A 22,021-nucleotide genomic window follows, 5' to 3' on the forward strand; every position below is an offset into this window, starting at 1 on the left:
GGTCACCAGCGTTCTTCGCTCGCCACCACCACCCATTCGCGTTGTCACATCGGAGACCCGGAACACACGGTCGATCCGCAGGACATCGACGGCCTGCCGGGGTGTCACGGCCTCGCGCTCCCCAAAACGGAGATTACCGGGCGGAAGTGAGCATCATTGCCGCGGTCGGCGTCTTGACGGCAGCCGCAGATGTCGCACATCAGCCCTTACCACGGCGTGACGGCGCTACGGGTTGCACGATCGACCACAAATTCGGGTGCGACGGCGCAACCTGCGATATCCCAGTGGCGTGCAGGGGAAAAATGAACTTCCCCAAAACTCCTGTCTCGAACACGAGGATTCATCTCGGTTCTACTCTCAGCAGGTGCCGCCGCCACACCGACGCCCATCCGCCGCGTTGCCGCCCGACACCCTGATGCGAAACTTTCTCACCAATGTCGAGTGGAATCGACGCAGGACGGCCCCTCCTGAGGCCCCGTCCCCGCCGGTCCTCCTGTCGGTGGGACACCTCGCCAGGAATATCCGTGGTGGGTCGTCCACCCTGGCCGGTTCGCGTTGTCGTGATCAGCGGCCCGGACGCAGGCGCCGGTGAAAACCACCTGGCACGCGCCCGGACGCATTCCGCGCACCGCACATCCCGAAGTCGGGAGAACCCGCAGGGCGCGCGAGCGGTGAATCGCAAATGACGCACGGGCCCGGCGACGCCGGACCCGTCCAGTTCGAGAGAGACGACGTTCCGAAAGGCCGCACCGGAACGATCTCGGCGCCCTTCCCCGAGCCGGGGTGAGGTTCTCCTCACGTCATTCCGACATCAGCCACCGGCCTCAGAGGAGCCATCGTGAAGTACACCAACACGACGATTTTCGCCGCAGACCCGCTGACCAATGCGGGGATCACGGCGTTCTTGCAGGAGGACCGGTCGATCAGCCTGGTTCCGCCTGTGCACCTCTCCCAGCTGGAGGTCGCGATCGTCGCCGCCAAAGTGGTCGACGACGGCACCCTGGACCTGCTGGACCGCCTGACCAGCGACACGGCGGCTCACGCGGTGCTGGTGACGGGTCCGCTGAGAGCGTCCACAGTGGAACGGCTGGCGCGCACCCGCGTCCACCGCATCCTCGACCGCGCGAGGATCGACTGCGTCCAGCTCGTGGACGCGACGCTGGAAGCCGGGGACAGTCCGGACGTCCTGCGCCTGTACGACGAGGGCCAGCAGACCGAGAGACTGAGCGCGCAGCACACGGTCGTGAGCGACGCGTCCGAGCCCGCCGGGGACCTGTCCCCGCGTGAGGTCGAGGTGCTGCGCCTGATCGCCGACGGGTTCGCCACCGAGGAGATCGCCGACAGGTTGAGCTTCTCGGTGCGCACCGTGAAGAACATCGTCCACCAGCTGACTTCCAGGCTCAACCTGGTCAATCGCATCCACGCGGTCGCACACGCGGTGCGCGTCGGTCTGATCTGAACCGCCTTGTCGCTCGCACGGCAGGTGCCGAGCGGCACCGGGCCGTGGACGCGCGAGTGGATCAGACGGTGATGACGAAGCCGGTACCGGATCCCGACGGCACCACTCGCACCTCGTCGACCGTCGCGGTGATCCCGGACCCGCTGGGCGAGTTGCTCACCACGAGTTCGCCCGTGCCCCGGACGAGATGGCTGACCGAACTGCTCTGGTGCGTGGTCCGCCAGTCGAGCCCGGTCCGTTCGCTGTCGGTCACGACCACCGAGAACAGGTCGCCGCAGGTGATGGTCGATTTCAGCTCGCGCCCATCGGAACCGGGGATCACCCGCAGCTCGGCCGGCCCCGACCGCAGCACGACCTCGCCGCCCTGCGCGATCTCCACCTGTGCGGCTGCCGCGTTGACCACGACCTGCCCCGCACGCCGCAGGGACACCACCGAGCTGTCGGCCCTCGCGGCGGGGGTGAACACGGCCCCGCGTTCGTCCAGGACGGTCCGCAGGCCGGCACCGTCGTCCAGGAACGTCCCGCCCGACCAGACCGAGGCGGACCAATCGTGTTCCACGGGCCGCACGAACACCTCCGCCGCGCCGTCGATCGTCCGCTCCGCCGCGACCATGCAGCCGGACGTGCCGAGGTGGCCATCGGCACCCAGGTACCAGTCCTCCTCCTCCTCGGCGACGACCACCTCGCCGTCCCCGACGGAGAAGATCCTGCCGTACCAGCGGATCCAGATCCGATCAGCGGCGACGACGGTGAACCCACCGCCGAGATCGATCTCCAGGCCGTGATCCGACCAGTACGTGCTGAGCCCCCTGAACGGCGCGTCCCCGCTGCCGGACAGCGTGCTCTCCGCACGGTCCCAGCGCAGGCCTCCGCTCCCGTCCACGAACCCGATGGTCACCGCGTCGCGGTCGACCTCGACCCGCCTGCCGCTGCGCGTGCAGGTGATCGCCACCGCGCCGTCGGAGGTGAGGATGGTCGCGAAACCTTCGGCGCAGGTCAGCTCGGCCCTGCCGGTGCCGGCCCCCAGTTCCAGCATCGTGCGGCCACCGGCCATGAGCGCCTGCACCACGTCGTCCCCGGCCACTCGCACGGTGACGTCGTTGTCCACTGACAACGATGTCGCGCTCGCGTCGACCACCGAGGTGACACCGTGGCCGCTCGCAGTGGTCGCACTCACCTCACCGGTGGCCAGGTCGTGCACCGCCCCTGCCTGCGAACCGGGTACCGAGACGCGCACGCCGGTTCCCCGGCGCTCCGCCACCACCAGATCGGTCCGCACGAGAACGCGCTCTTCGCCGAACGCGACCGATGCGGCGGAGTTCACACGAACATCGTTGTGCGCCAAGGAGAATGTCGTGCTCTCCGGGGAGAGCAGGTGCACGTCCAGCCGCTGCTCGCCTTCTCGGGTGTAGCCGACGACGCGCCCGAAGGTCCCTCTCGTCACCGTCAGCACCCCCAGCGTGGCTTCCAAGGTCGTCACGAGGTCGTGCGCACCGTCGACGGGGGTCACCACGGCACTGCACCGGGCGCTGCCGACAATGCGCTCGCCCTCCGCGTTCTCAGCCAGACGATCACGCGCGGACGCGTTTCCCACCTGGCGCACGAGCCAGGGCGAAGCCGGGCGATCGGATGCGTCCTGGTGGAACAACGCGGTCATGAGCTCTCCCGCCAACAAGCGACCTCAAGGCAACTTCCAAGACCATATACTCCTGAGGGACGCGTCCGGAAGAAAATCGGGCCACATGGAACTGTTTACCCGGCAACTCTGCTCCATCGGCCGGTGGTCGCACGAACTCGGCGCGCAGCTCCCTCGCCTGTGGCTCGAATACAATTGCCTCCGCTATTGAAATATCAAATAGGCCGGGCAGAAAAACGTAATGCCCTCGTCGTCCTGCCGGTCGAGGCCGCCCTCCCGGCGCGGACGAAAGCGCGCCCACCACGAGGCCGCCATCATCCATTCGCGATCGAGATGTTCCACTCGGAGATCGAACGCGGAACGGCCGGTGGCCGCTCGGCCCCGTGGTTCGTCAACGCGGACGGGAGGGTGTACCGAACCTGTCAGGTCCAGGACACCCTCCCCTTCGCGCGGCACCTGCCGGCTCAGCTCACCGGTGCGAGACCTTCGTCCAGCGACAACGACGGGAGCGCGGACATCGTCAGCGCGTGCAGGTCCGCCTCCGCCAGGGTGCGCGACGCCGCGGTGGTGGCGAGCCGCTGGGCGAGCCGATGCGCGTCCCAGGCGGTGTTCTCACCACCGGCCAGCAACCCGCTCAACGCCGCCGCGACGGTCTCCGGCACCCGGTGGCCGCAGCGGGAGAGCTGCCGGACGGCCAGCGCGGTCAGCTGGTCCACGTCGTAGTCCTCGAACACCCAGCGCTCCGCGAAGCATTCGCCGAGTCCGACCGACGCGTCGAAAACCCTTGCCAGCGAACGGTTGTCGCCCGACAACAGCACCACCGGACCCGCCGGGTCGCGCCGCATCGCCTCGGCCAGCGCGCCCACGGCCTCGGCGCTCTGCTCGACCAGGTCGACCGGCCAGTCGCCGTCGGTTTCCAGCAGGACCACGCCACCACTCGCGTCGTCGAACGCAGTGGCCACCAGGCTCACCGCCTGGCCCGGCCAGCGCGGCCACAGGTCGCGGCCGAGGGACAGCCTCGTCACCTGACCGGTGCGCACGAGACCGAGCTCGGCGAGGCTCTGCGCGTAGAGCGCCGCCACCGCGCGTCTTCCCATGCCCTGCCGACCGGCCAGCACGATGTTCGCGCGGCGCCCCAGGCCTTTGTTGCGCGCCTTGAGCCCGCACAGCGCGACGAGGGCGCGGCCGGCCGCGTCCCGCACCTCGTCCAGGCCGGACAACGCGGCGAACCGCTTCCACCCCAGTGTGGCCTGCACCGCCGCGACCGGGTCGGTGTTCGCGTCCGGCAGCGCCGCGCTCGGCGCGGCCTCGCCGAGCGCGGCCAGCTCGCCTGCGAGGTCCTGACCGGTGAGCCTGCTCAGCTCGGTGTCCTTGCCCGGCGGTTCCAGCGCCAGCCGCGACGCCTGGTTGTTCACCATGGCCTCGAACAACTTGCGCGCCACGCGGCCGTTGCCGAACGTGTCGTTCTTGGGCACGCGCTCGAAGTAGTTCGTGAGCGTGTCGACGGCGTCGTCGGTCAGCTCGTAGTAGTGCTTGTGGCACAGGTTCGCGGTGATCGTGACGAGCTCGTCGACGCTGTAGTTGGGGAACTCGATCGTGCGCGAGAAGCGCGAGGCGAGACCGGGGTTCGAGGCGAGGAACTGCTCCATCAGCTCGGAGTAGCCCGCCACGATCACCACGATCTCGTCGCGGTGGTCCTCCATGATCTTCATCAGCGCGTCGATGGCCTCCTGGCCGAAGTCCGGCCCGTTGCCCCCGGAACCGCTCGACAGGGTGTACGCCTCGTCGATGAAGAGCACGCCGCCGATCGCGCTGGTGACCACCTCGGTGGTCTTGATCGCCGTGGAACCGATGTACTGGCCCACCAGGTCGGCTCTCGCGACCTCGACCATGTGCCCGCGCTTCAGGATGCCCAGCTCGACGAGCACGGACCCGTAAAGCCGCGCGACCGTGGTCTTACCGGTGCCAGGGGGTCCCGCGAACACCAGGTGCCGCGACATCGGCGGCATGGGCAGGCCCATCTGCTGGCGCTTCTGGGACATCTTGATCAGGTTGATCAGCCCGAGCACCTCGCGCTTGACCCCGTCGAGGCCGATCAACGTGTTCAGCTCGGCGAGCGGTCCCTCCAGCTCGACGCCCATCGCGCCACCCAGCAACGGCGCACTCTGGGACGCCTGCGGAGCGGCCGGCGCGGCCGCGGACCGGTTCGCGGGCTGCGGGGACGGGTCGATCACCAGGCCGCTGATCGAGAGCCGCTCGTGCTCGACCGCCTTGCGCACCGGGCTGCCGCCGTTGCCGGTGCTCGTGGTGTCGGCGACGGTGACGGCCTCCTCGGTGTCCAGCAGCAGGCCGTCACCCGCGCTCCCGGTGACCTCGCAGCCGCGCACGTCACCACGGGAACCGCTGAGCAGGTGCACGCCATGCCGCTTGGCGGTCCGGACGCGGCACCGCACGATCTGGACGACGCTGCCCGCGCCGGCGCTGATGCCGTCCTCCTCCGCCTCGACGACCTCGCTGTCCTGGATCGTCAGGGAGGAGTTCTCCGCCCACACACCGCCGCCGCGCAACAGGGCCGACGCGAGCTCTCCGTGCGCACCTCCGGTCAGCGTCACGAGGTGCCTCACCGCTCCGGTGACCCGCACGTCGTTCAGCTCGCAGCGCGCGTTGTCCTCCAACGACACCCCGGCGGCCCCGGACACGTCGATCACCGCGTCACCGAGCACGAGCTTCGACCGGTTCTTCACCCCCACCGCGAGCCCGGACTCCGGCGCCGCGCGCAGTCCCCTGATCCGCACCGAGGAATCGGCGTCGACCAGCACCGCGCCGTGCGTGCTGCCCTCGACCCGGATGCTCTCGAACGTCGGTCGTGACGACGCGTCCACCAGGACGCCGACCGGGCTGCCGGTGACGACGCAGTCGCCGAACTCGGGCGCCGACCCGCCGGTGACGTAGACGGCGTTGCGGCCGGCCTCGCCGAACCGGCAGCCCCGCAGTCGCGGGGAGCCGCCGCCGGCGATGTGCGCGGACTGCACACCGGCGCCGGAGAACGTGGAGTCGGTGATCGTCACCTGTGCGGTGCTGCGCACGTAGAGGTCGAGGCTCGCGCTGCCGGTCACGGTGACGGCGCGCACCTCGGCGCTCGCCTCCTGCTCCACGACCAGCGCGGGCTTCGCGGCCCCGGTGATCGCGCAGTCCTCGATGGTGATGCGTGCGCGCCCGTTCACGCAGATGCCGTTGCCGCCCGCGTTGCGCACCGTGACGCGCCGGAGCTGCGCCTCCCCCGCCTCCGTCACCACCACGCCCGAGGAACCCGCGTCCACGATCTCGGTGTCTTCCACGCTGCTGGGCAGTGAGGAGGTCACCACGATGCCCGCGCCGGTGCGGCTGGAGACGGAACACCCGTGCAGGACGGCGCATCCCTCGCCGCGCGCCAGCACCGCGGCCCACGCCGACGCCGACACCCGGCAGTCGTCCAGCGAGACCTCTCCCTGACGGATGTCCACCGCGGCGACGGTCGTGTCCGAGCTCGTCAGCACCAGCTGCGACAACCGGGCCGCCGCGGCGGCGACCACGACGGCACTGCCGGTGGTCGCGTTGATCTCCACCGTTCCCGGGCCCTCTTCAGCGGTGATGGTGACCATCCGCGTGACGGCGAGGGACTCGTCGTAACGGCCGGGCAGCACGCTGATGGTCGCGCCGTCCCCGGCCTCCCGCAGCGCTGCCGCGATCGTCGGGTACGCGCCCGGCCGTTCGGGGCTGACCACCAGCAACTGACGACTCATCGCCCCTCCTCCTTCAGGCGCACGAGGCCGGGCAGCAGTCCGAAGCGCGAGGCGACGGCGTCCGAGGTCCGCTTCTCGTGCTTCGCGTCGGCCCACGAGTCCACGAAACGGCGCAGGGAGTTGAGCGCCAGCTCGTCGAGCGCGGCCCGGTTCGAGTCCACCCGGCCGGACTCGTCGATCTCCCCCGCCGCCAGTTCGCGCAGCAGCACCTGTCCGCGTGTGCCTTCTCCGGGCTCGACCAGGTCGAGCACCTTGAAGCTGGTTCCCGGCACGAACAGCACGCGGTCGGGGATCGGGTTCCGGTCGGGTTCGAGCAGCTTCGTGCGGCGCGCGGTCATCGACCACAGGACGACGTCGACGTCGTGCTCGCGGCGCTGGTTCGCGCAGGGGCTGCTCAGCGCGTTCACGAATCCCCAGTCGGTGAGGTACTTCCTGCTCCGGTACAGCTCCCACTCCTGCTCGGTGGGCGATGCGCCGAACACCGAGACGCCGCGGTGGGAAGGCAACCTGCTCAGCCCGGACACGACGCACCTGGCGAACGGCACGTGCGGCCCTGCGACCCCCGACCGCAGCGAGAGGTCGACCCCGTCGCCCTCACCCGACAGGTAGAGGCGGATCGCCACCGCGTCGTTCAGCACTCCCGCCGACCGCTCGATCGCGCCCTGGAAGCCGGGGTGCTCGGAGAGGACCCTGCTGACGGAGTTCGCGACGGCGGCGTACTCACGGCTGAGGGTCCGGCGCAGCCATGCGCGTTCCTCCTCCAGTCCGCGCTTCGGCACGAGGGCCGCGGCGCCGGACGACGGCGTCGGCTGCACCGAGACGCTCGCACCGGACGCTGCCGCGGGCTGTTCCCGCGGCGCCGGCGTGACGGGCTGGGGCGGTGCCGGGGCGGCGGGCTGGGCCGCGGAGGGCTCGCGGTGCGGCTTCGAGGGTGCGAAGCCGGCCACGTCCGGAGCGTCCGTGGCCATGAAACCGGCCACCGGCAGCACCTGGCCCAGGTGCGGGCTCTCGGCGGGGGCGGCCGGAGCGGCGATCTCGGAGACGGGGACGGGAGACCCGGCCGGGGACTCCGTCCGCGCCGTAGTCTCGCCCGGTGCTCCTGACTGCGGCGGCCCTGCCACGACGTGGTCCTCGGCCACCGTGCCACCTGCCGAGGCGGCCTCGGCCGGTGGCGCCACCGGTGAAGAGGGTTTTGCCTGGGACGCCTCGTAGTCGACCGCCCACTGAGCCTGCGAGGGAGCGGGCGCGCCAGGTGCGGACAGCGGCGACTCCACATCGGGCAGCACGCTCTCCAGGCGCACGCCCGCGATGTCCGCCGACCACGACTCGCCGGGCGTCCCGGCGGCCGGCGGCTCGGCCACCACGTCGGCGGTGTACGGCACGGGTCCCGACTCGAGAGCGGCCATCGCCTTCCCGCCGCCGACGACCTCGATCCGCCCCCGCACCAACGAGTTCGCCCGCGTCAGCCCGCTCAGGTACTGCGTCGCGGGTTCCAGCTGGCCGAGCACGTCCTCGGCCAGCTGCCGGAGAACGTCACCGTGACTGTCCTCGAACAGCACCAGGTGCCGCGTCGCGTCGGGCAACGTGGAACGAACGACGGGCGCATGGGGCAGTTCCTGGTCGGGCCTGACCCACAGACCGGACTGGACCACCTCCAGCACCACGTTCGGCGCGTACCGGTACACGGCGGGCGCGACCTCCTCGACGCCGACGACGGGGTCCCGGTAGGTCAGCAACGCCGGCGGCCGCACCGCTCCCCCCTGCGCGGGGTGGTAGGTCATCTCCTCCGCGAAGGTCCGCCACCCGAGGGTGCCGTCGGGGCGCACCGTGTAGACGTCCGGGTCGACCCGCGACCCGACGGGCAGGCCGGTGTAGCAGGTGACCTGCTCCTGGAGCTCGTCCGCGAGAACCTGCCCGTAGGGGATGTCGTAGGACAGCTTCACCGGCCCGAGCTTCACGAGCCGCAGCTGCGCGCGCATCTCGGCGGGGAGCCAGCTCCAGAAGCGGGTGATGTCGTACGTCGAGATCGGCAGCGCCCCAGGACATCCCAGCACGACCACGCACGTGTCCGGCTGGCACGGCAACGACTCGATCAACCGCTCGCGGTGGTGCCGCAGCACGCTCTCGGGGCCGCGCGGCCGCAGCCACACCCCGCCCGGCAAGGGCTCGGCCACCGCGCCCGCACTGGTCGGCATGACCTCGACCAGCGGCGACGCCTCCGTCCAGAACGGACGGGGAAAGCGCTTGCCGTCCGGCTGGGGCGCCTTGCCCGGCTGGAAGCGCACCCATCCCGTGCCCCAGCCCGAGTCCACGAACAGGGACCCGTCGACGCCGCACATCACGCTGCCGTCCGCGGCGATCACCGTGCGGTTCAACCGTTCCGACAACCACTGGCCGGCCAGGGTCATGGTCTCGCGGGACCGTCCGCTGATGACCAGTCGCAGGCCCCGGCGCTTGCGGGGCAACAGCTTCGCGGCCGACTCCCACAGGGTGAACGAGCTGTCGACCGGCAGGTCGACGATGACGAGCTCGTGATCCGGATCCGCGGCGATCCCGAGGGCGAGGTCGCGGATCTCGTCGCGCAGGAGGTTCTTGGGCCGCACGACCAGCGCGTTGCCGATCCTGTGCCCGACCAGATCCCGATCGTCCTGGCGCTTGCTCAGGAGTTTCATTCAGCCACGTCCTTTCTCGGACACGCCCGCCGCGGCCCGGCTCAACGCCGGTCCGCTCGGGATCTCGTCCAGCACGGTCTTCGGCACGGGGCGGGGCTGAACTCCTCCGAACCCCAGTGCGGAGACGGTCTGGTCGTCGGCGAGTGCGTACTTGAACCCTCGATCGGTGATGAGGAACCGATCCGGTTTGGCTCCGGCGGTGGTCGGTGCGGGGACCGAGGCGGCGAGCATTCCGCTACCGGGTGGGAGGTAGGGACCGACCTGGCCGTCCATCCCCGTCCACGCGTCGTCGCGCTCGGCCGTGACCGCCACGCTGAACACGCTCGCGCCGTTCGTCTCCTGCCTGAGGCAGAAGGACTTCGAGCCCGTCGGTGCGGAACGGTCGGTCAGCACGTCCGGGATCCGCGTGGTCAGCGACGTGTCGTTCGACCGCGGCGCCGCCGCGATCGACGCCGCGTCCAGCTCCACCGCGGCCCGGCCGCTCGAGGCCTCCAGCAACGCGGCCTCGGTCGCGGACGCCGCGGCCAGGCCGTCGGTGCGCAGCACCATGAAGTTCTGCCGGTCGGTGCCGACGGGCTGCCGGAACACCGTGCCGACCGGCCGCGCGACGCCGGCCACGGTGACGGACCTGCGACCCTCGTCCGGGATCTGGGCGGCTTTGAGCTCGGGGCCGTCGGGCAGCGAACCGAGCCACGAGTTCGTCGCTGCCGGCGGGGAGGCCGTGCCGAGGCCCAGTGCGACCGCCACCTTCCGGTCCGCCAGCTTCAGCTTGCGGTTCGACCACACGAGGTACTGGTCACCGGACGGCGCCCCGACCCACATGTACTCGTGCTCGCCGAGCGGGACCGAGGGAACGGAGTCGAGGGTCATGCTCATCAGGCCCGCCCCCTGCCGGTCGGGACCGCCGGTGCGGGGCAGGCAGAGCAGCCAGGGCGTGGTCACCAGTGCGTTCGCCGCGGGGACCGGGTCGGGGGCGCCCGCGATGCCGACGGACGGGCCCCGCGGCGCGTCCGCCAGTGACGCGCGGGCGACCGACTGGACCTTCGCGTCCGAACCCAGCAGCAGCATCGCGGACGCGTGGTTGAGCACCGGCACGAGCACGCCGCGCTGGTACACGAACCGGGCGCCACTCTCCTTCTCCACCACGATGACGTTCGGCTTGCGCCAGGCCGTGTTGCCGCCGGGGTTCATCAGCCCGTAGACCCAGAAGCCCACCCCGACGAGCAGGGCGAGCACGAGACCGAACACCAGCCCCATGAGGGCTCGCCGCGCCGGCGTCTCGCTGTAGTTGGTGTCACCGAGCAACAGGGCGGCACTCATCCGGCCGACGAGCGTCTGGTATGCGTGGACGTGGTCCTTCTTCGTCTGCATCCGGCGTCACCCCGCCAGCCCGCGAGCCCAGGCGAACACGCCCAGTGCGTGCAACAGGAACGGCACCAGCGCGATGCAGCCCGCGTTCTCGAGGACGTCGCTCAGGTGCGGCCAGATCGGCAGCACGCGGCGGTGCGCCGGCCGCAACGCCGCCGCTACGAGAAGGAAGGCGACCACTGCGAGCAAGGCGGTGCCGACGACCCTCTCCACGTCGGTCATCCCGGCGAGCAGCACGATCGCCAGCAGCACGAAACCCCACGCACCCGCGAGCACCAGCGAGGTGCGCTGGACGATGTTGAGGAACTCCCGCGACCGCAACAGGATCACGGCGGCCAGCAGGCCGGCGAGCGTGAAGTTAAGCCACTCCGGCTCACGCAGCAGGTACCAGAACGCGCAGGCGAACACCGCGGACGACCCGATGGTCAGCACGCTCAGGTAGCGGTCCGCGTGACCGGTCTGCTCGATCACCTGGGCGGCGGGCATCGACTCGATGTCGATCTTCATCTCCTCCGCGGTGCGGGGGAGCTGCGGACCGCGCAGACGAGCGGCCCTGGTCGCGAGCTTCGGCGCGAACAGCAACAGCCCGAAGAAGAACGTCATGACCAGGGGCGCCGTCTGCAGCGCCGTGAGTTCCATGTTCATGTGCAGCGCCATCGCGAGCAGGGCGCCGAACCCGGCCACCGCGGAGCACCCGAAGGGCACGATCGGGAGGTCGCGGGCGAAGAGCCGTTGCACCACCAGAAGCACCGACGCCGCCAGGCCCATGGTGAGCCCGCCGGTGAAGACCGCCCACGGCGGCAACGACCGGGCGTCCTGCAGACCGGCCTGGGCGATCAGCCCCGCCAGGCCGGCGAACAGGCACCCGGCGACACCGACGACCGCGGCGAGCCCCCGGTCCGCGATCGTGCGCGCCACGAGCACCGCTGCCAGGCAGAGCACTCCCGCGAGCACGCCGGCCGTGGTCGCGGCGAACACCGTGCCCGTGTTCGTGAAGAGCGACACCCCGATCGCGGCGAAGGCGACACCGGTCAGGCTGAGGAACAGACTGCGGTTCACCTCGCCGTTCCACCGGTTGCCCTGACGGTTGACCGCGGTGGCCATCCCCTCCGCGACGTCGTCGAAGTCCAGCTCCGGCAACGGGTTCTCCGCACGGGTCAGGTGGAGCTGCTCACCGTCGAGCCAGTCGAGGGTCTCCGGGGTTCCCTCGGGGTCGAAGGGCGGGTCGCCGAGGCGTTGCAACACCCACGACTCGTACTCCGCGCCCTCGCGGTCCTGGTCCCGCACCACGTGCCGGACGAGTGTCGGCAGCAACGCGGAGACGTTGGTGGAGATCGGCACCGCGAGGTCGGCCCGCCCGTGGGGGCCGAGCACCGTGATGCGGCACGATTCGGGAGTCGCGGTCACATTCCCTCGTTCCTCGACGCGCCGACGGGACCGGCTTCGACGTACTGCGCGCCGTCCACGGGAACGACCCCGGTCTGGATCAGCTTCACGCCCCGGCGGGTGACCATCTGGGCGCGGCCGGGCGGCAGCGTGCGCGGCGGGGCCTCGCCGAGGAACTTGCCCTCCTCCTTCGGGTAGGAGAACAGGAGTCCCGGCGTGCCGAGCTCCCAGAGCCGCCGCATCACCGGATCCATCATGCCGCGCATCGCGTTGGCACTGCTGCGCGCCACGACCAGATGGAATCCGATGTGGACACCTTGTGCCAGAAGAGGAAGCAGAGGGTCCATAGGGGTGCCCATGCCCATCCCTCCCCCGAACAGCTCGTAGTCGTCGACGACCACGAACAGCTGCGGTCCCTCCCACCAGTCGCGGCGCCGCAGCCGCTCCGACGAGATGTCCGGGCCGGGTACCCGCTTGTGCAGCGACACCGCGGCCTTCGCGGCGAGGTCGGCCAACGCGTCGGAACTGACGACGTGCCCGATGCGGTACTCCTCGGGGACCATGTCGTCGAGATCGCGCCGCGAGTCGGCGACGAGGATCTTCGCCTGGCCGGGCTGGTAGCCGTTGACGACCGAGCGGAGCACGAGCCGCAACGCGTTGGTCTTGCCGGTCTCCGCGTCTCCCATCATGAACAGGTGCGGCACCGCGTTGAAGTCGTGCCACACCGGGTTGAGGCGCTGCTCGTCCAGACCGAGGCAGATCCGCAGGTCCCCGTCCGGCCGCGGCAGGTCCACCACGGGCAGCCTGGTCGGCAGCAGCCGCACACCGGGTGCGCTGCGGCCGGGCCAGAACGCCCGCACCTCGTCCACCACGGACTTCGTCGCCACGGCCAGGTCCTCGGTCTCCGAGAGCCCGTCGAGCCGTGGCAGCGCGGCGAGGAAGTGGAAACCGGAGCTCGTGAGGCCGCGCCCCGGCTGGTTCGGCACGGTGGAGGCCCTGCGGCTCTGCACCTCCGACTCCATCGGGTCACCCAGCCGCAGCTCGAACCGGGTTCCCAGCACGTCTCTCAGCCACGGCCGGATCTCCGACCACCGCGTGGACGAGACCACCAGGTGGATGCCGAAGGACAGGCCGCGCGCGGCGATCTCGGTCAGCTTCGTCTCCAGGTCGCCGTAGTCCTGGCGCAGGGTGAACCAGCCGTCGATGATCAGGAAGACCTCGCCGTGCGGGTCCTCGATCCGGCCGCTGCGCCGGGCGGCGCGGTAGTCGGCCATCGAGTCCAAGCCGTGCTCGGTGAAGGCGGCCTCACGCATTTCCATGACCTGCACGACTTCTTCGAGCGTGCGCACGACGCGGTCGCGTTCCATGCGGGTCGCGACGGAGCCGAAGTGCGGCAGGCCGCTGACCGACATGATGCCGCCACCGCCGAAGTCCAGTCCGTAGAACTGGACCTCCTCCGGCGTGTGCGTCAGGGCCAGGCCGAGGATCAAGGTGCGCAGCAGGGCCGACTTGCCGCTCATCGGCGCTCCCACCACCCCGACGTGACCGTCCGCACCCGACAGGTCGGCGACCAGCAGGTCGCGCATCTGCTCGTAGGGCATGTCGACCAGGCCGACGGGCACGCGCAGCCGGCCGCGCGCCATCGGGTCGTCCACGGTCATGCCGAGCTGGGGATCGGGCACCACGCTGGGCAGCAACGAGTCGAGGCTCGGGGACGCGGCCAGCGGCGGCAGCCACACCTGGCGCGCGGCCGGGCCGACTCCGGCCAGTCGCCCGATCAGCACCTCCGCGAGGCTCGGCGCGTCGTCGGCGGTCTCCTCGTCGTCCCCGGTGGCGGTCTCCTCCTCCTTCTCCGCGGCGGGCTGCAGCTGGAACGCGGTGGGGTTCGGCGCGGTGTAGAACGGCACGATCTCGCCGGCTGCCAGGTCCTCCTCGCTGATCGTTCCCTTCTCGGGCGCGGTCGTCCGGCACGGACCGGACACGTAGGCGCCCTTGAAGCGGACCAGGGTCGTGGTGTCGAACTTGAGGAAACCGTTGCCGGGGCCGGGAGGCAGCTCGTAGGCGTCGGCGACACCGATGACGCTGCGGGACTCCATCGACGAGAACGTCCGCAGCGCGACCCGGTACGACAGGTGACCTTCGACCCGGTGGATGCGACCTTCGTCGAGACGCTGGGAGGCCAGCAGCAGGTGCACGCCGAGGCTGCGCCCCAACCGTCCGATCGAGACGAACAGGTCCATGAACTCCGGCTTGGCGCTCAACAGCTCGGAGAACTCGTCGACGATGACCAGCAACGTGGGCAGCGGCGGCAACTGCCCGCCTGCCAGCCGCGCCTTCTCGTACTCGAACAGCGAGGAGTGTCCGCTCTGCCGCAGGATCTCCTGGCGCCGCGTCATCTCGCCGTTGATCGAGTCCTGCATGCGGTCGACCAGCGGCAGCTCGTCGGCCAGGTTGGTGATCACCGCCGACGTGTGCGGCAGCTTCTCCATGTTGAGGAAGGTCGCACCGCCCTTGAAGTCGACCAGGACGAGGTTGAGGGTCTCCGAGGAGTGCGTGGCGGCCAGCGCGCACACGAGCGTGCGCAGCAGTTCGCTCTTGCCCGAACCGGTGGCTCCGATGAGCATGCCGTGCGGGCCCATGCCACCTTGGGCGGACTCCTTGAGGTCGATCTCCACGACCTCGCCGTCCTCGATGACACCGATCGGCACCTGCAGCCGGGTCCGTTGCGCGGTCTTGTGCCGCCACTGGGCGTTGACGTCGAAGGTGTGCACGTCCCGGATGCCCAGCAGGGTGGTCAGCTCGAAGTCGTTCTCAAAAGGACGGTCGACCACGTCGATGGTGCCGTTGGTGCGCTTGGGGGCGAGCAGCCGCGCGAGGGTGTCGACCTGGGGCAGCCCGAGCACGTCCGACTTCGCGGTGCCGGTCTCGCCGTCGCCCGCGGGATAGGAGACCTGGCCGTCCTTGCAGGTCAGCCGAAGCACCTTGGCGCCGCCCGGCAACGCACCGGTGGCGTCGAGCACGACCACGTTGCGCAGACCGGGGCCGAACAGCGGCGAGTGCTCGGGAATGGTGGCGAGGTGGACGACGACCACGATGAACGGTTCCGCCACTCCTGGCAGCACGCTCTTGTCGTGGTCACCGCGGTCGGTGACCTCGGTGCCGAGCAGCTCGACCAGCTCGTCGTGGTCGCAGGTCAGCATCCGCAACGGACCGGCGGTGTCGCGAGCGGTCGGGTGCGCGGTGTGCGGCAGCCACTTCACCCAGTCCCAGTCCGCCTGGTTCTGCGGGGCGGTGAGCACGGCGATGCGGAGCTCGTCCGGCGCGTGGAACGTGGCGAGCTGCCCGATCATGGCCCGCAGCAGGCCGGCCGCGGCGGCGGGGTCGCCCGCGAACTCGACGCTCGTGAAGCTGCGCAGTCCCACCGCGATGGGGATGCCCGTCACGGTCCGGTAGGTCTCGCTGAACCGCCGCAACGAGATCGCCGACAGCGGTTCGAGGTCCTCGATCGGTTTGGTGGACGGAGGCGTGAACTCCATGACCGCCTGCTGCACCCCGAGGCCGATCCGCACCCGGCCGAAGTCGTCGTGACTCCCCCGTCGTTCCCACAGCCGGGGCCCGGAGGTCAGCGACCAGAGCCAGGACGGGTCCGGGTTGTTCCACGCGACCGCGGCCCGCTGCGCGTCGCTCGTCTCCCTCGCCTTGCGGCGCAGCTGGGAGATGTAGCGCAGGTAGTCACGGCGTTCGGCGTTGAGCTTCTTCTTGCGCTCGCCGGAGGCGCGGAACAGCTGGCTGACGGCCATGGAGACCATGCCCATGGCCATGGCACCGGACATGATGATGATCAACGGTGAGCCGCCGGCCGACCCGATGCTGGAGAACATCAGGACCATGGCGATCGGACCGAGCGCCATCGGCACGAACATCAGGATCGAGCTGTAGTCCCGCGCCGCGGGCTCGGGCATCACCGGTGGTTCCTGGAGCTCCTCCTGGCCCTCCGGCAGCTCCGGCCCGGCCAGCCGCGAGCCGCGCTTGACCGTGACGGTGCTCATTCGATCACCCCGGGGCTTCTCGGGCCCGAAGTCCCGGCCCACACGGCTTCGTCCTGCCGCAGCAGATCTGCGGAGGTGCGCGACTCCTCTTCCTCGGCCTCTTCCTCCTCGTCGGCGAGAGCAGCGACCGCGCTTTCGTCCTCCTCGGCACCTTCTTCGGCGGTTCCGCACAGGTTGAGATCGTCCGGCTGAGAGGTTCGGGGGAGGAACTCGTTGCCGAGCGAGGGCTGTTGGCCGCTCGGCGCCGCCACACCCGCGGCAGACCGCGCGGCGGTGTGGTTCTTGGTGGACTCCCAGGGCGTGGTGTCCCGCAACGCGTAGTCCGGTGTGTGCGGCTCCTCCTCGTCGTTGTCCACCGCGCGAGCGGCGCTGATACCGGCCCATGCGAGGCCGGTGCTCGCCGCGACGTCCCACGCGCCGAAGTCCTCGTCGGCGTCGGCGGGCTGCACGACGGCGATCCGCTCGTCCGCCGGCGGCTCGGGTGGCAGTGGCGCGCCACCGGCCGGACCGGCCTTCTCCTTCTCGTGCTCGACGGCGTCGGGAACGTGAGGAACGCCAAGGGAACCGCGGTCGTTCCCCGTCAACGCGGCCGGCTCGGTGCGAGCCGGCCCGCCGGGCACCACCGGCGCGGCCTGGACGGCGGGCCACACCCCTGCGGGGGCGAGAGGTGCGGCCCGGGTGGTCGCTCCCGGCTGGTCAGGAGAGGCGACGTGTTCCCACATCGCGGCCTCCTCCACCGGGACACCGGGTGCGACGGACTGGTCCTGGCCCTGGTCCGGAGTTCCACCGGGACCGCTCCAGGAGGGCTCGACGGACTCGTTCTCCGGCTGCGGGACCGAACCGGCCTCGGGCGCGTCGGACGGCACGCCCACGCCCCAGTCCTGGGCCCTGCCCTGCGGGAGGACCGTCTCCGCTTCGGGCTCGCCGATCCCGCTCAGGCCGGCGCTCTCCCACGGCTCGGCCTCGCCACCGATCAGACCAGAGGCGTCCGACCGCTCCGCACCGTTCGCACCCTGACCCGCACCGGCGGGCGGCGACATCGGCGGCATCATCGGCACGCCGCCGGGCAGCCCGGGTACCTGCAGACCCGGCGCCGTCTCGTCCCACTTCTCCTTGCCCTCGGGCAGATCCGCGAGCACCTCCGGCTCGCCGATCCCGCTCAGGCCGGCGCTCTCCCACGGCTCGACCTCGCCACCGATCAGACCGGACGCGTCCGACCGCTCCGCACCGTTCGCACCCTGACCCGCACCGGCGGGCGGCGACATCGGCGGCATCATCGGCATCCCACCGGGCATGCCGGCGCCGAGTGCGGCGTCGCCCCACTTCTCCTTGCCCTCAGGCAGATCCGCGAGCGTCTGCGGCTCACCGAGGCCCGGCGGCTCCAAGCCCTCCCACGGCGCCACCTCACCACCGATCAGACCAGAGGCGTCCGACCGCTCCGCACCGTTCGCACCCTGACCCGCACCGGCGGGCGGCGACATCGGCGGCATCATCGGCATCCCACCGGGCATGCCGACGCCACCCCTGTCGAGGGACTGGAGACCCTCCGGTTGCTGACCGGCAGCCCAGTCCGGCGCTTCCGGTGGCGCGGAGGGCTCGAACGGCTTCAGCTCCGGCATCTCCGGCACGCCCGCTCCCGATCCCGTCTTCCCGCCCGGCGGCAGGCCCGCGCCGCCGGGGAGCTTGCCGGCACCACCACCGAGCGACGGGGGCAGGCTCGACGGCACGAACGGCGGGATCGACGGCTGTGCGCCCAGGCCGTTGAGACCTGGCGCGTCGCCGAGTCCCGGCATGGAGCCGGGCCCGGCACCGATCCCGGGCATCGAGCCGATCCCCGGCGGGTCCCCGGGCCCCTGTCCCAGCGAGTCGAGACCGGGAGGTGAGAAGGGGAAGTCCCCCAGCCCGGGCACGTTGCCCAAGCTCGAGAGCTCCGGCGGCGGTGGCATCTCCGGAGGCGGTGGCATCTCCGGAGGCGGTGGCATCTCCGGCGGAGGCGGCATCTCGGGCGGAGGCGGCGATTCCGGAGGCGGCGGCATCTCCGGCGGAGGCGGCATCTCGGGCGGAGGCGGCGATTCCGGAGGCGGCGGCATCTCCGGCGGAGGCGGCATCTCGGGCGGAGGCGGCATCTGCAGCGGCGGAGGCTGGTTCGGGGGAGGTGGCACTTCCGGAACAGTGGCGCCCGGTGCGGGGATCGAGACGAGGGTGTTGTCGAACCGCGACTGCTCGTACTCGGCCGCGAGGATCTTCAGGACCTTCCGCATGTCCTCGTTCATCCTCGTGACCAGATCGGGGTAGTTGCCGATCTTGACGAGACCGTTGGGCATGATCAGGTTGTTGAGCTCGTTCTGCCCTCCTTTCACGAATGCGCGGAGAATCGCGGCCTGGGCGTAGTAGACGTCGATGTCGTTCAGCGTGTTCCGAGCCCAGTAGAGGTAGTTGCCCGCACTCCACAGCGACTCCGGCACGGAGTTCACTCGGGCCTGACCGCCGGCGATCTGCCACCCGTGGTTGGTGAACGCCTTGGCGAACTGCGTCATGAGGTCGAGGAACGCCTCTGAGGCCTCGCCTTTCCAGTACCCGTTCTCCCCTGCGAGCACGTTGGTCTGCTCCAGGACGGACCTGCCGATGTCGAACATGACCTCCTGCACCGACCGGAAGACCATCGCGGCCTGCCAGAGGGTGCCGGGATCGGAGGACCCGCTCGAGAGAACGGCCGTGTTCGACGTGACGGCCGCCGAACCCGTGATGGCCGCCTTGATCTCCCGCCACTCCCAGGTGCCGTACTGGTCCCTGGTCATGCCCGCTGTGGAGCCGGTCGCGACGATCCCACCGTCCTGCGGCCTGAAGGCCGAGTCATTCGGAGTCGACATGTCACAGAGCTTTCGTGTCGAACGGGACTCGAGGCCCGCGTGAGGTGGGTGCGGAGGCGAGCGGGTGCGGAGGCGAGCTCAGCCGACGCCGGGACCGCCGGCGGCACCGCCGACGGCACCGTTGATGTAGGCCTTCGTGTACTCGATCGTCTCGAGGAGGTCGCGCCCGGTGGCCCGGTTGAGCTCCTCGCCGGTCTTGTACTTGCTCGCGAGGACCTCGAGCTCGTTCGCAGCGGTGGTGACGGCCTGGATCGCCTTCTCGATGAAGGCGAGCGTGGTCGGCTGGATCGCCCCGCCCGCTCCCGCGCCGACCACCTTGCCGATCAGCTCGTTCGCGTCGAAGAAGTTGCCGGGGGCGAGCTTGACGCTCTGGAGGTTCTGCCGGCAGAAGTTCAGGGGCTCGAGCAGCCAGCGCAGGTTCGCCGCGAACATCCGCAGGGCATCGGTGTTGACCTGGACGCCCGAGGTGACGTTCACCGAGTAGGGAGGCATCGACTTCCACGAGAACTGCTTGGAGTAGAAGCCGTCGGCCGGCCCCTCCCAGTGGGTGTCGACGGGCCCTACGCCTTTGTACCCGTTGTTCGGGTCGTGGTAGGAGAGGTCGTAGTTGGCTACCTGCCCAGGCGGCATGTACGTCACGAAGTCGTTTGCCATCGCGGATTGCTCCTCAGGTCTTGTGGCCGGACGAACGGAGTGGTGCTGCCGGACCGAAGGGCCCCGCAGCACCACGCGAACTCACCTGACGTTGTAGCCGCTCCAGGAGTTCATGCCCTGGTGTTCGATCTTGAGGTAGCCGTCCGTGATCACGTTGAGGACGGTCTCGGCACGGTTGAGGCTGCTGGGCATCCGGGCGGCGGCGGCGTCCCACTCGCGCTTCGCGAACTCGTACTGGTCCTTGTCCTGGCCGGTCCAGTCACCGAGGGCGGCGCGAACCTGCGTGTCCATGTTCTGCAGTTCGGTCTGGAGGTTCTTGGTGATCGTGGCCATCTGGTCGCGAACCGAGTCCGCCATGCCACGGTCGAAGGTGAAGGTGGTCACAGAGCTGTCCTTTCAGCTGATGCGAATGAGACGACGTGGCGGGACTACAGACCCGCGAGGCCCGGACCGAACTGGAGCTGGGACACCTGGTCGACGTTGGCCTGCTCACCGGTCATGATCGTCTTGCGGTTGCCGTGCATGAGCTGGATCATGTCTTCGAGCCTGTCGATGATGAACTTGCAGTCCTTGAACCACTCCTGCATCGCCGAGTCGAACGCCATGTGCGCTTCGCCGGTCCAGGTCGCGCTCAGGGCGGCGAGCTGGTCGTGGACCGTGGCCATACCCTTCGACGCGACACCTTTGGTGTCCGTGAGGTAGCCCGCCGCAGTCAGCATTCCCGGTGTGGTGGTAGACGTGGACTGGTTTCCAGCCATGGAGCATCTCCCTTGAGACGAACTTTCTCGTGTCACCCGGCAAATGGAGCTTGCACAGGCAGGAACTCACGAGGTGAGAAAAACACGAGCCGAGTCCCGGCGAGGCGGGCGCGGCGGATTCATGCCCTTCCAGACCAGCACCCCGACACGTTCACCCTTGCCGGACGGCGGGAAGGCAACCGCGACCCGCGCAACCGTGCGGCGGGCGGCCGGGAGGCCCAGGGATCGAGCTGATTCCGCAGTCCGGAACCGTCTCAACTGGACTCGGAGCCGGACGTTGTCCACCCCGGAAACGAGAAGCCCAGGCAGCCACTCGAGTTCACCGATACCGCGCACGCGGAAATCGTGCGAGCGACTCCCGGGTTGTGTTCGCGAGGGAGGAAGGCCAACGACGGTCTGGACTGCCCCCGAACGCGTCTGACGCGTCGAACGCGCCGCAAGGAGGTGGTGTTTCGGTGCGCCGCGACGCGCGCCTCCGCGAACCACAGGGACGGGGCGATCACACCGCGGTCACTTTCACGTCACGCGAGAAGCTCTCACTTCATGCCGCATTGCTCAGCATGAACGATCGGGCACCGTTCTCTGGCCGGAAGTCATTCGACGGCAAAGCCGTCGCGCCCGCCACGATCAGCCGGCGGGCCGCGCGTCCTCGTCGTCCGGCCCGGCCTCGGCGTTCTCGCCGCCCTCCGGTGCCCACGGCACGAGGTCCACTCCGGCGGACTCGCGATGGCTCGCGTACATCTTCGCCACCTGCTCTTCGTCCAGCAGCAGCGTTTCCCGCATGAAGTCACCGGTGAGCCGCACCGACGCGGGCCCACCGGGGTTGAACAGCACGTCCACGCCGTCCGCCAGCGCCACGACCAGCTCGTCGAGCTCGATCCGCTTCCAGTCGACCGACGCGATCCGCCGCACGTGCGGCTCCCCTGTGCCCACCACGACGCACGGCACGTCATCCGGTGACTTGATGACCAACGGCCGTCCGTCGCCGTTCAGGGCCAGGCTGAACTCGGAGTCGCGCAGCATCAGCTGGATGTGCTCGGCCTCGGCCCTGCCCTGCACCACCAGGCGCAGCACGGCGTCGAGCGGATCCGACGGTGAGGCCTCGTCGCTCGGCAGGTACTCCGGGTTGGGGCGGAACTTCCCGAGCTTGCCGTCCTCCATGGGCCACAGGCCGACCACCGCTTCCGGCGGCGGCGCGTCGTCCTCGCTGACCGGGCTCCAGGCCGGGTCGATCAGCAGGAACCAGTTCTCGAGGGGCTCCTGTTCCTGCGTCTCGTCGGGCGCCTCAGTCACGGTGTCCATCCTGGTTCCCATCTCGGCGAGTTGCTTTCCATTGCCTGTGGTGACCAGTAGACAGCTGTCCGGCCATTTGTCCGTCGGCTGTGGC

13 protein-coding genes are annotated in these 22,021 nt (G+C 70.1%); 1 reads left to right on the forward strand and 12 read right to left on the reverse strand.

The features are described from left to right. Positions 1 to 838 precede the first annotated feature (838 nt). A complete protein-coding gene (locus ACFWV3_RS03505; protein ID WP_382407760.1) occupies positions 839 to 1,459 on the forward strand; it encodes a LuxR C-terminal-related transcriptional regulator in 621 nt (206 codons plus the stop codon). A gap of 61 nt (positions 1,460 to 1,520) precedes the next feature. Here the strand turns inward: ACFWV3_RS03505 and ACFWV3_RS03510 are convergent, their stop codons facing one another. The 12 genes from ACFWV3_RS03510 to ACFWV3_RS03565 all read right to left on the reverse strand — a co-directional run bounded on the left by ACFWV3_RS03510 (position 1,521) and on the right by ACFWV3_RS03565 (position 21,936). Beyond that, positions 1,521 to 2,969 carry a hypothetical protein gene (locus ACFWV3_RS03510; protein ID WP_382407762.1) on the reverse strand — a complete coding sequence of 483 codons (1,449 nt, stop codon included), beginning with the start codon at positions 2,967 to 2,969 and terminating at the stop codon, positions 1,521 to 1,523. Between the two features lie 330 nt (positions 2,970 to 3,299). Next, complete coding sequence (locus ACFWV3_RS03515; RefSeq protein WP_382407766.1) at positions 3,300 to 3,437, reverse strand: hypothetical protein; 138 nt, start codon at positions 3,435 to 3,437, stop codon at positions 3,300 to 3,302. A gap of 122 nt (positions 3,438 to 3,559) precedes the next feature. Then, entirely contained in the window at positions 3,560 to 6,877 is a 3,318-nt protein-coding gene (locus ACFWV3_RS03520) for a right-handed parallel beta-helix repeat-containing protein (protein ID WP_382407768.1), read from the reverse strand. Beyond that, positions 6,874 to 9,549: a hypothetical protein gene (locus ACFWV3_RS03525; RefSeq protein WP_382407771.1), complete on the reverse strand. Its 2,676-nt coding sequence runs from the start codon at positions 9,547 to 9,549 to the stop codon at positions 6,874 to 6,876. Before ACFWV3_RS03525 ends, ACFWV3_RS03520 begins: the two co-directional genes overlap by 4 nt. Then, a complete protein-coding gene (gene eccB / locus ACFWV3_RS03530; protein ID WP_382407773.1) occupies positions 9,550 to 10,920 on the reverse strand; it encodes a type VII secretion protein EccB in 1,371 nt (456 codons plus the stop codon). It abuts the gene before it with no gap. A 6-nt stretch (positions 10,921 to 10,926) separates the two neighbouring features. Beyond that, a complete protein-coding gene (gene eccD, locus ACFWV3_RS03535; RefSeq protein ID WP_382407775.1) occupies positions 10,927 to 12,324 on the reverse strand; it encodes a type VII secretion integral membrane protein EccD in 1,398 nt (465 codons plus the stop codon). Further along, positions 12,321 to 16,352 carry a type VII secretion protein EccCa gene (gene eccCa, locus ACFWV3_RS03540; protein WP_382407777.1) on the reverse strand — a complete coding sequence of 1,344 codons (4,032 nt, stop codon included), beginning with the start codon at positions 16,350 to 16,352 and terminating at the stop codon, positions 12,321 to 12,323. Before eccCa ends, eccD begins: the two co-directional genes overlap by 4 nt. After that, positions 16,349 to 19,222: a hypothetical protein gene (locus ACFWV3_RS03545; RefSeq protein WP_382407780.1), complete on the reverse strand. Its 2,874-nt coding sequence runs from the start codon at positions 19,220 to 19,222 to the stop codon at positions 16,349 to 16,351. Before ACFWV3_RS03545 ends, eccCa begins: the two co-directional genes overlap by 4 nt. Before the next feature lie 78 nt (positions 19,223 to 19,300). Then, positions 19,301 to 19,876 carry a hypothetical protein gene (locus ACFWV3_RS03550; protein ID WP_382407782.1) on the reverse strand — a complete coding sequence of 192 codons (576 nt, stop codon included), beginning with the start codon at positions 19,874 to 19,876 and terminating at the stop codon, positions 19,301 to 19,303. An 81-nt stretch (positions 19,877 to 19,957) separates the two neighbouring features. After that, complete coding sequence (locus tag ACFWV3_RS03555; protein ID WP_382407784.1) at positions 19,958 to 20,260, reverse strand: WXG100 family type VII secretion target; 303 nt, start codon at positions 20,258 to 20,260, stop codon at positions 19,958 to 19,960. Between the two features lie 44 nt (positions 20,261 to 20,304). Next, on the reverse strand, positions 20,305 to 20,634 hold the full coding sequence (locus tag ACFWV3_RS03560; RefSeq protein WP_382407786.1) for a WXG100 family type VII secretion target: 330 nt from the start codon (positions 20,632 to 20,634) through the stop codon (positions 20,305 to 20,307). A 627-nt stretch (positions 20,635 to 21,261) separates the two neighbouring features. Further along, complete coding sequence (locus ACFWV3_RS03565) at positions 21,262 to 21,936, reverse strand: type VII secretion system-associated protein (protein WP_382407788.1); 675 nt, start codon at positions 21,934 to 21,936, stop codon at positions 21,262 to 21,264. Positions 21,937 to 22,021: the final 85 nt, after the last annotated feature.

This window comes from Lentzea sp. NPDC059081 (genome assembly GCF_042738015.1).
Classification (GTDB): domain Bacteria; phylum Actinomycetota; class Actinomycetes; order Mycobacteriales; family Pseudonocardiaceae; genus Lentzea.

Coding starts and splice junctions, on each gene's coding strand:
- ACFWV3_RS03560 (WP_382407786.1), bottom strand. CDS start 20,634: ATGGCTGGAAACCAGTCCACGTCTACCACCACACCGGGAATGCTGACT.
- ACFWV3_RS03525 (WP_382407771.1), bottom strand. CDS start 9,549: ATGAAACTCCTGAGCAAGCGCCAGGACGATCGGGATCTGGTCGGGCAC.
- ACFWV3_RS03520 (WP_382407768.1), bottom strand. CDS start 6,877: ATGAGTCGTCAGTTGCTGGTGGTCAGCCCCGAACGGCCGGGCGCGTAC.
- ACFWV3_RS03545 (WP_382407780.1), bottom strand. CDS start 19,222: ATGTCGACTCCGAATGACTCGGCCTTCAGGCCGCAGGACGGTGGGATC.
- ACFWV3_RS03550 (WP_382407782.1), bottom strand. CDS start 19,876: ATGGCAAACGACTTCGTGACGTACATGCCGCCTGGGCAGGTAGCCAAC.
- eccCa (WP_382407777.1), bottom strand. CDS start 16,352: ATGAGCACCGTCACGGTCAAGCGCGGCTCGCGGCTGGCCGGGCCGGAG.
- eccB (WP_382407773.1), bottom strand. CDS start 10,920: ATGCAGACGAAGAAGGACCACGTCCACGCATACCAGACGCTCGTCGGC.
- ACFWV3_RS03565 (WP_382407788.1), bottom strand. CDS start 21,936: ATGGACACCGTGACTGAGGCGCCCGACGAGACGCAGGAACAGGAGCCC.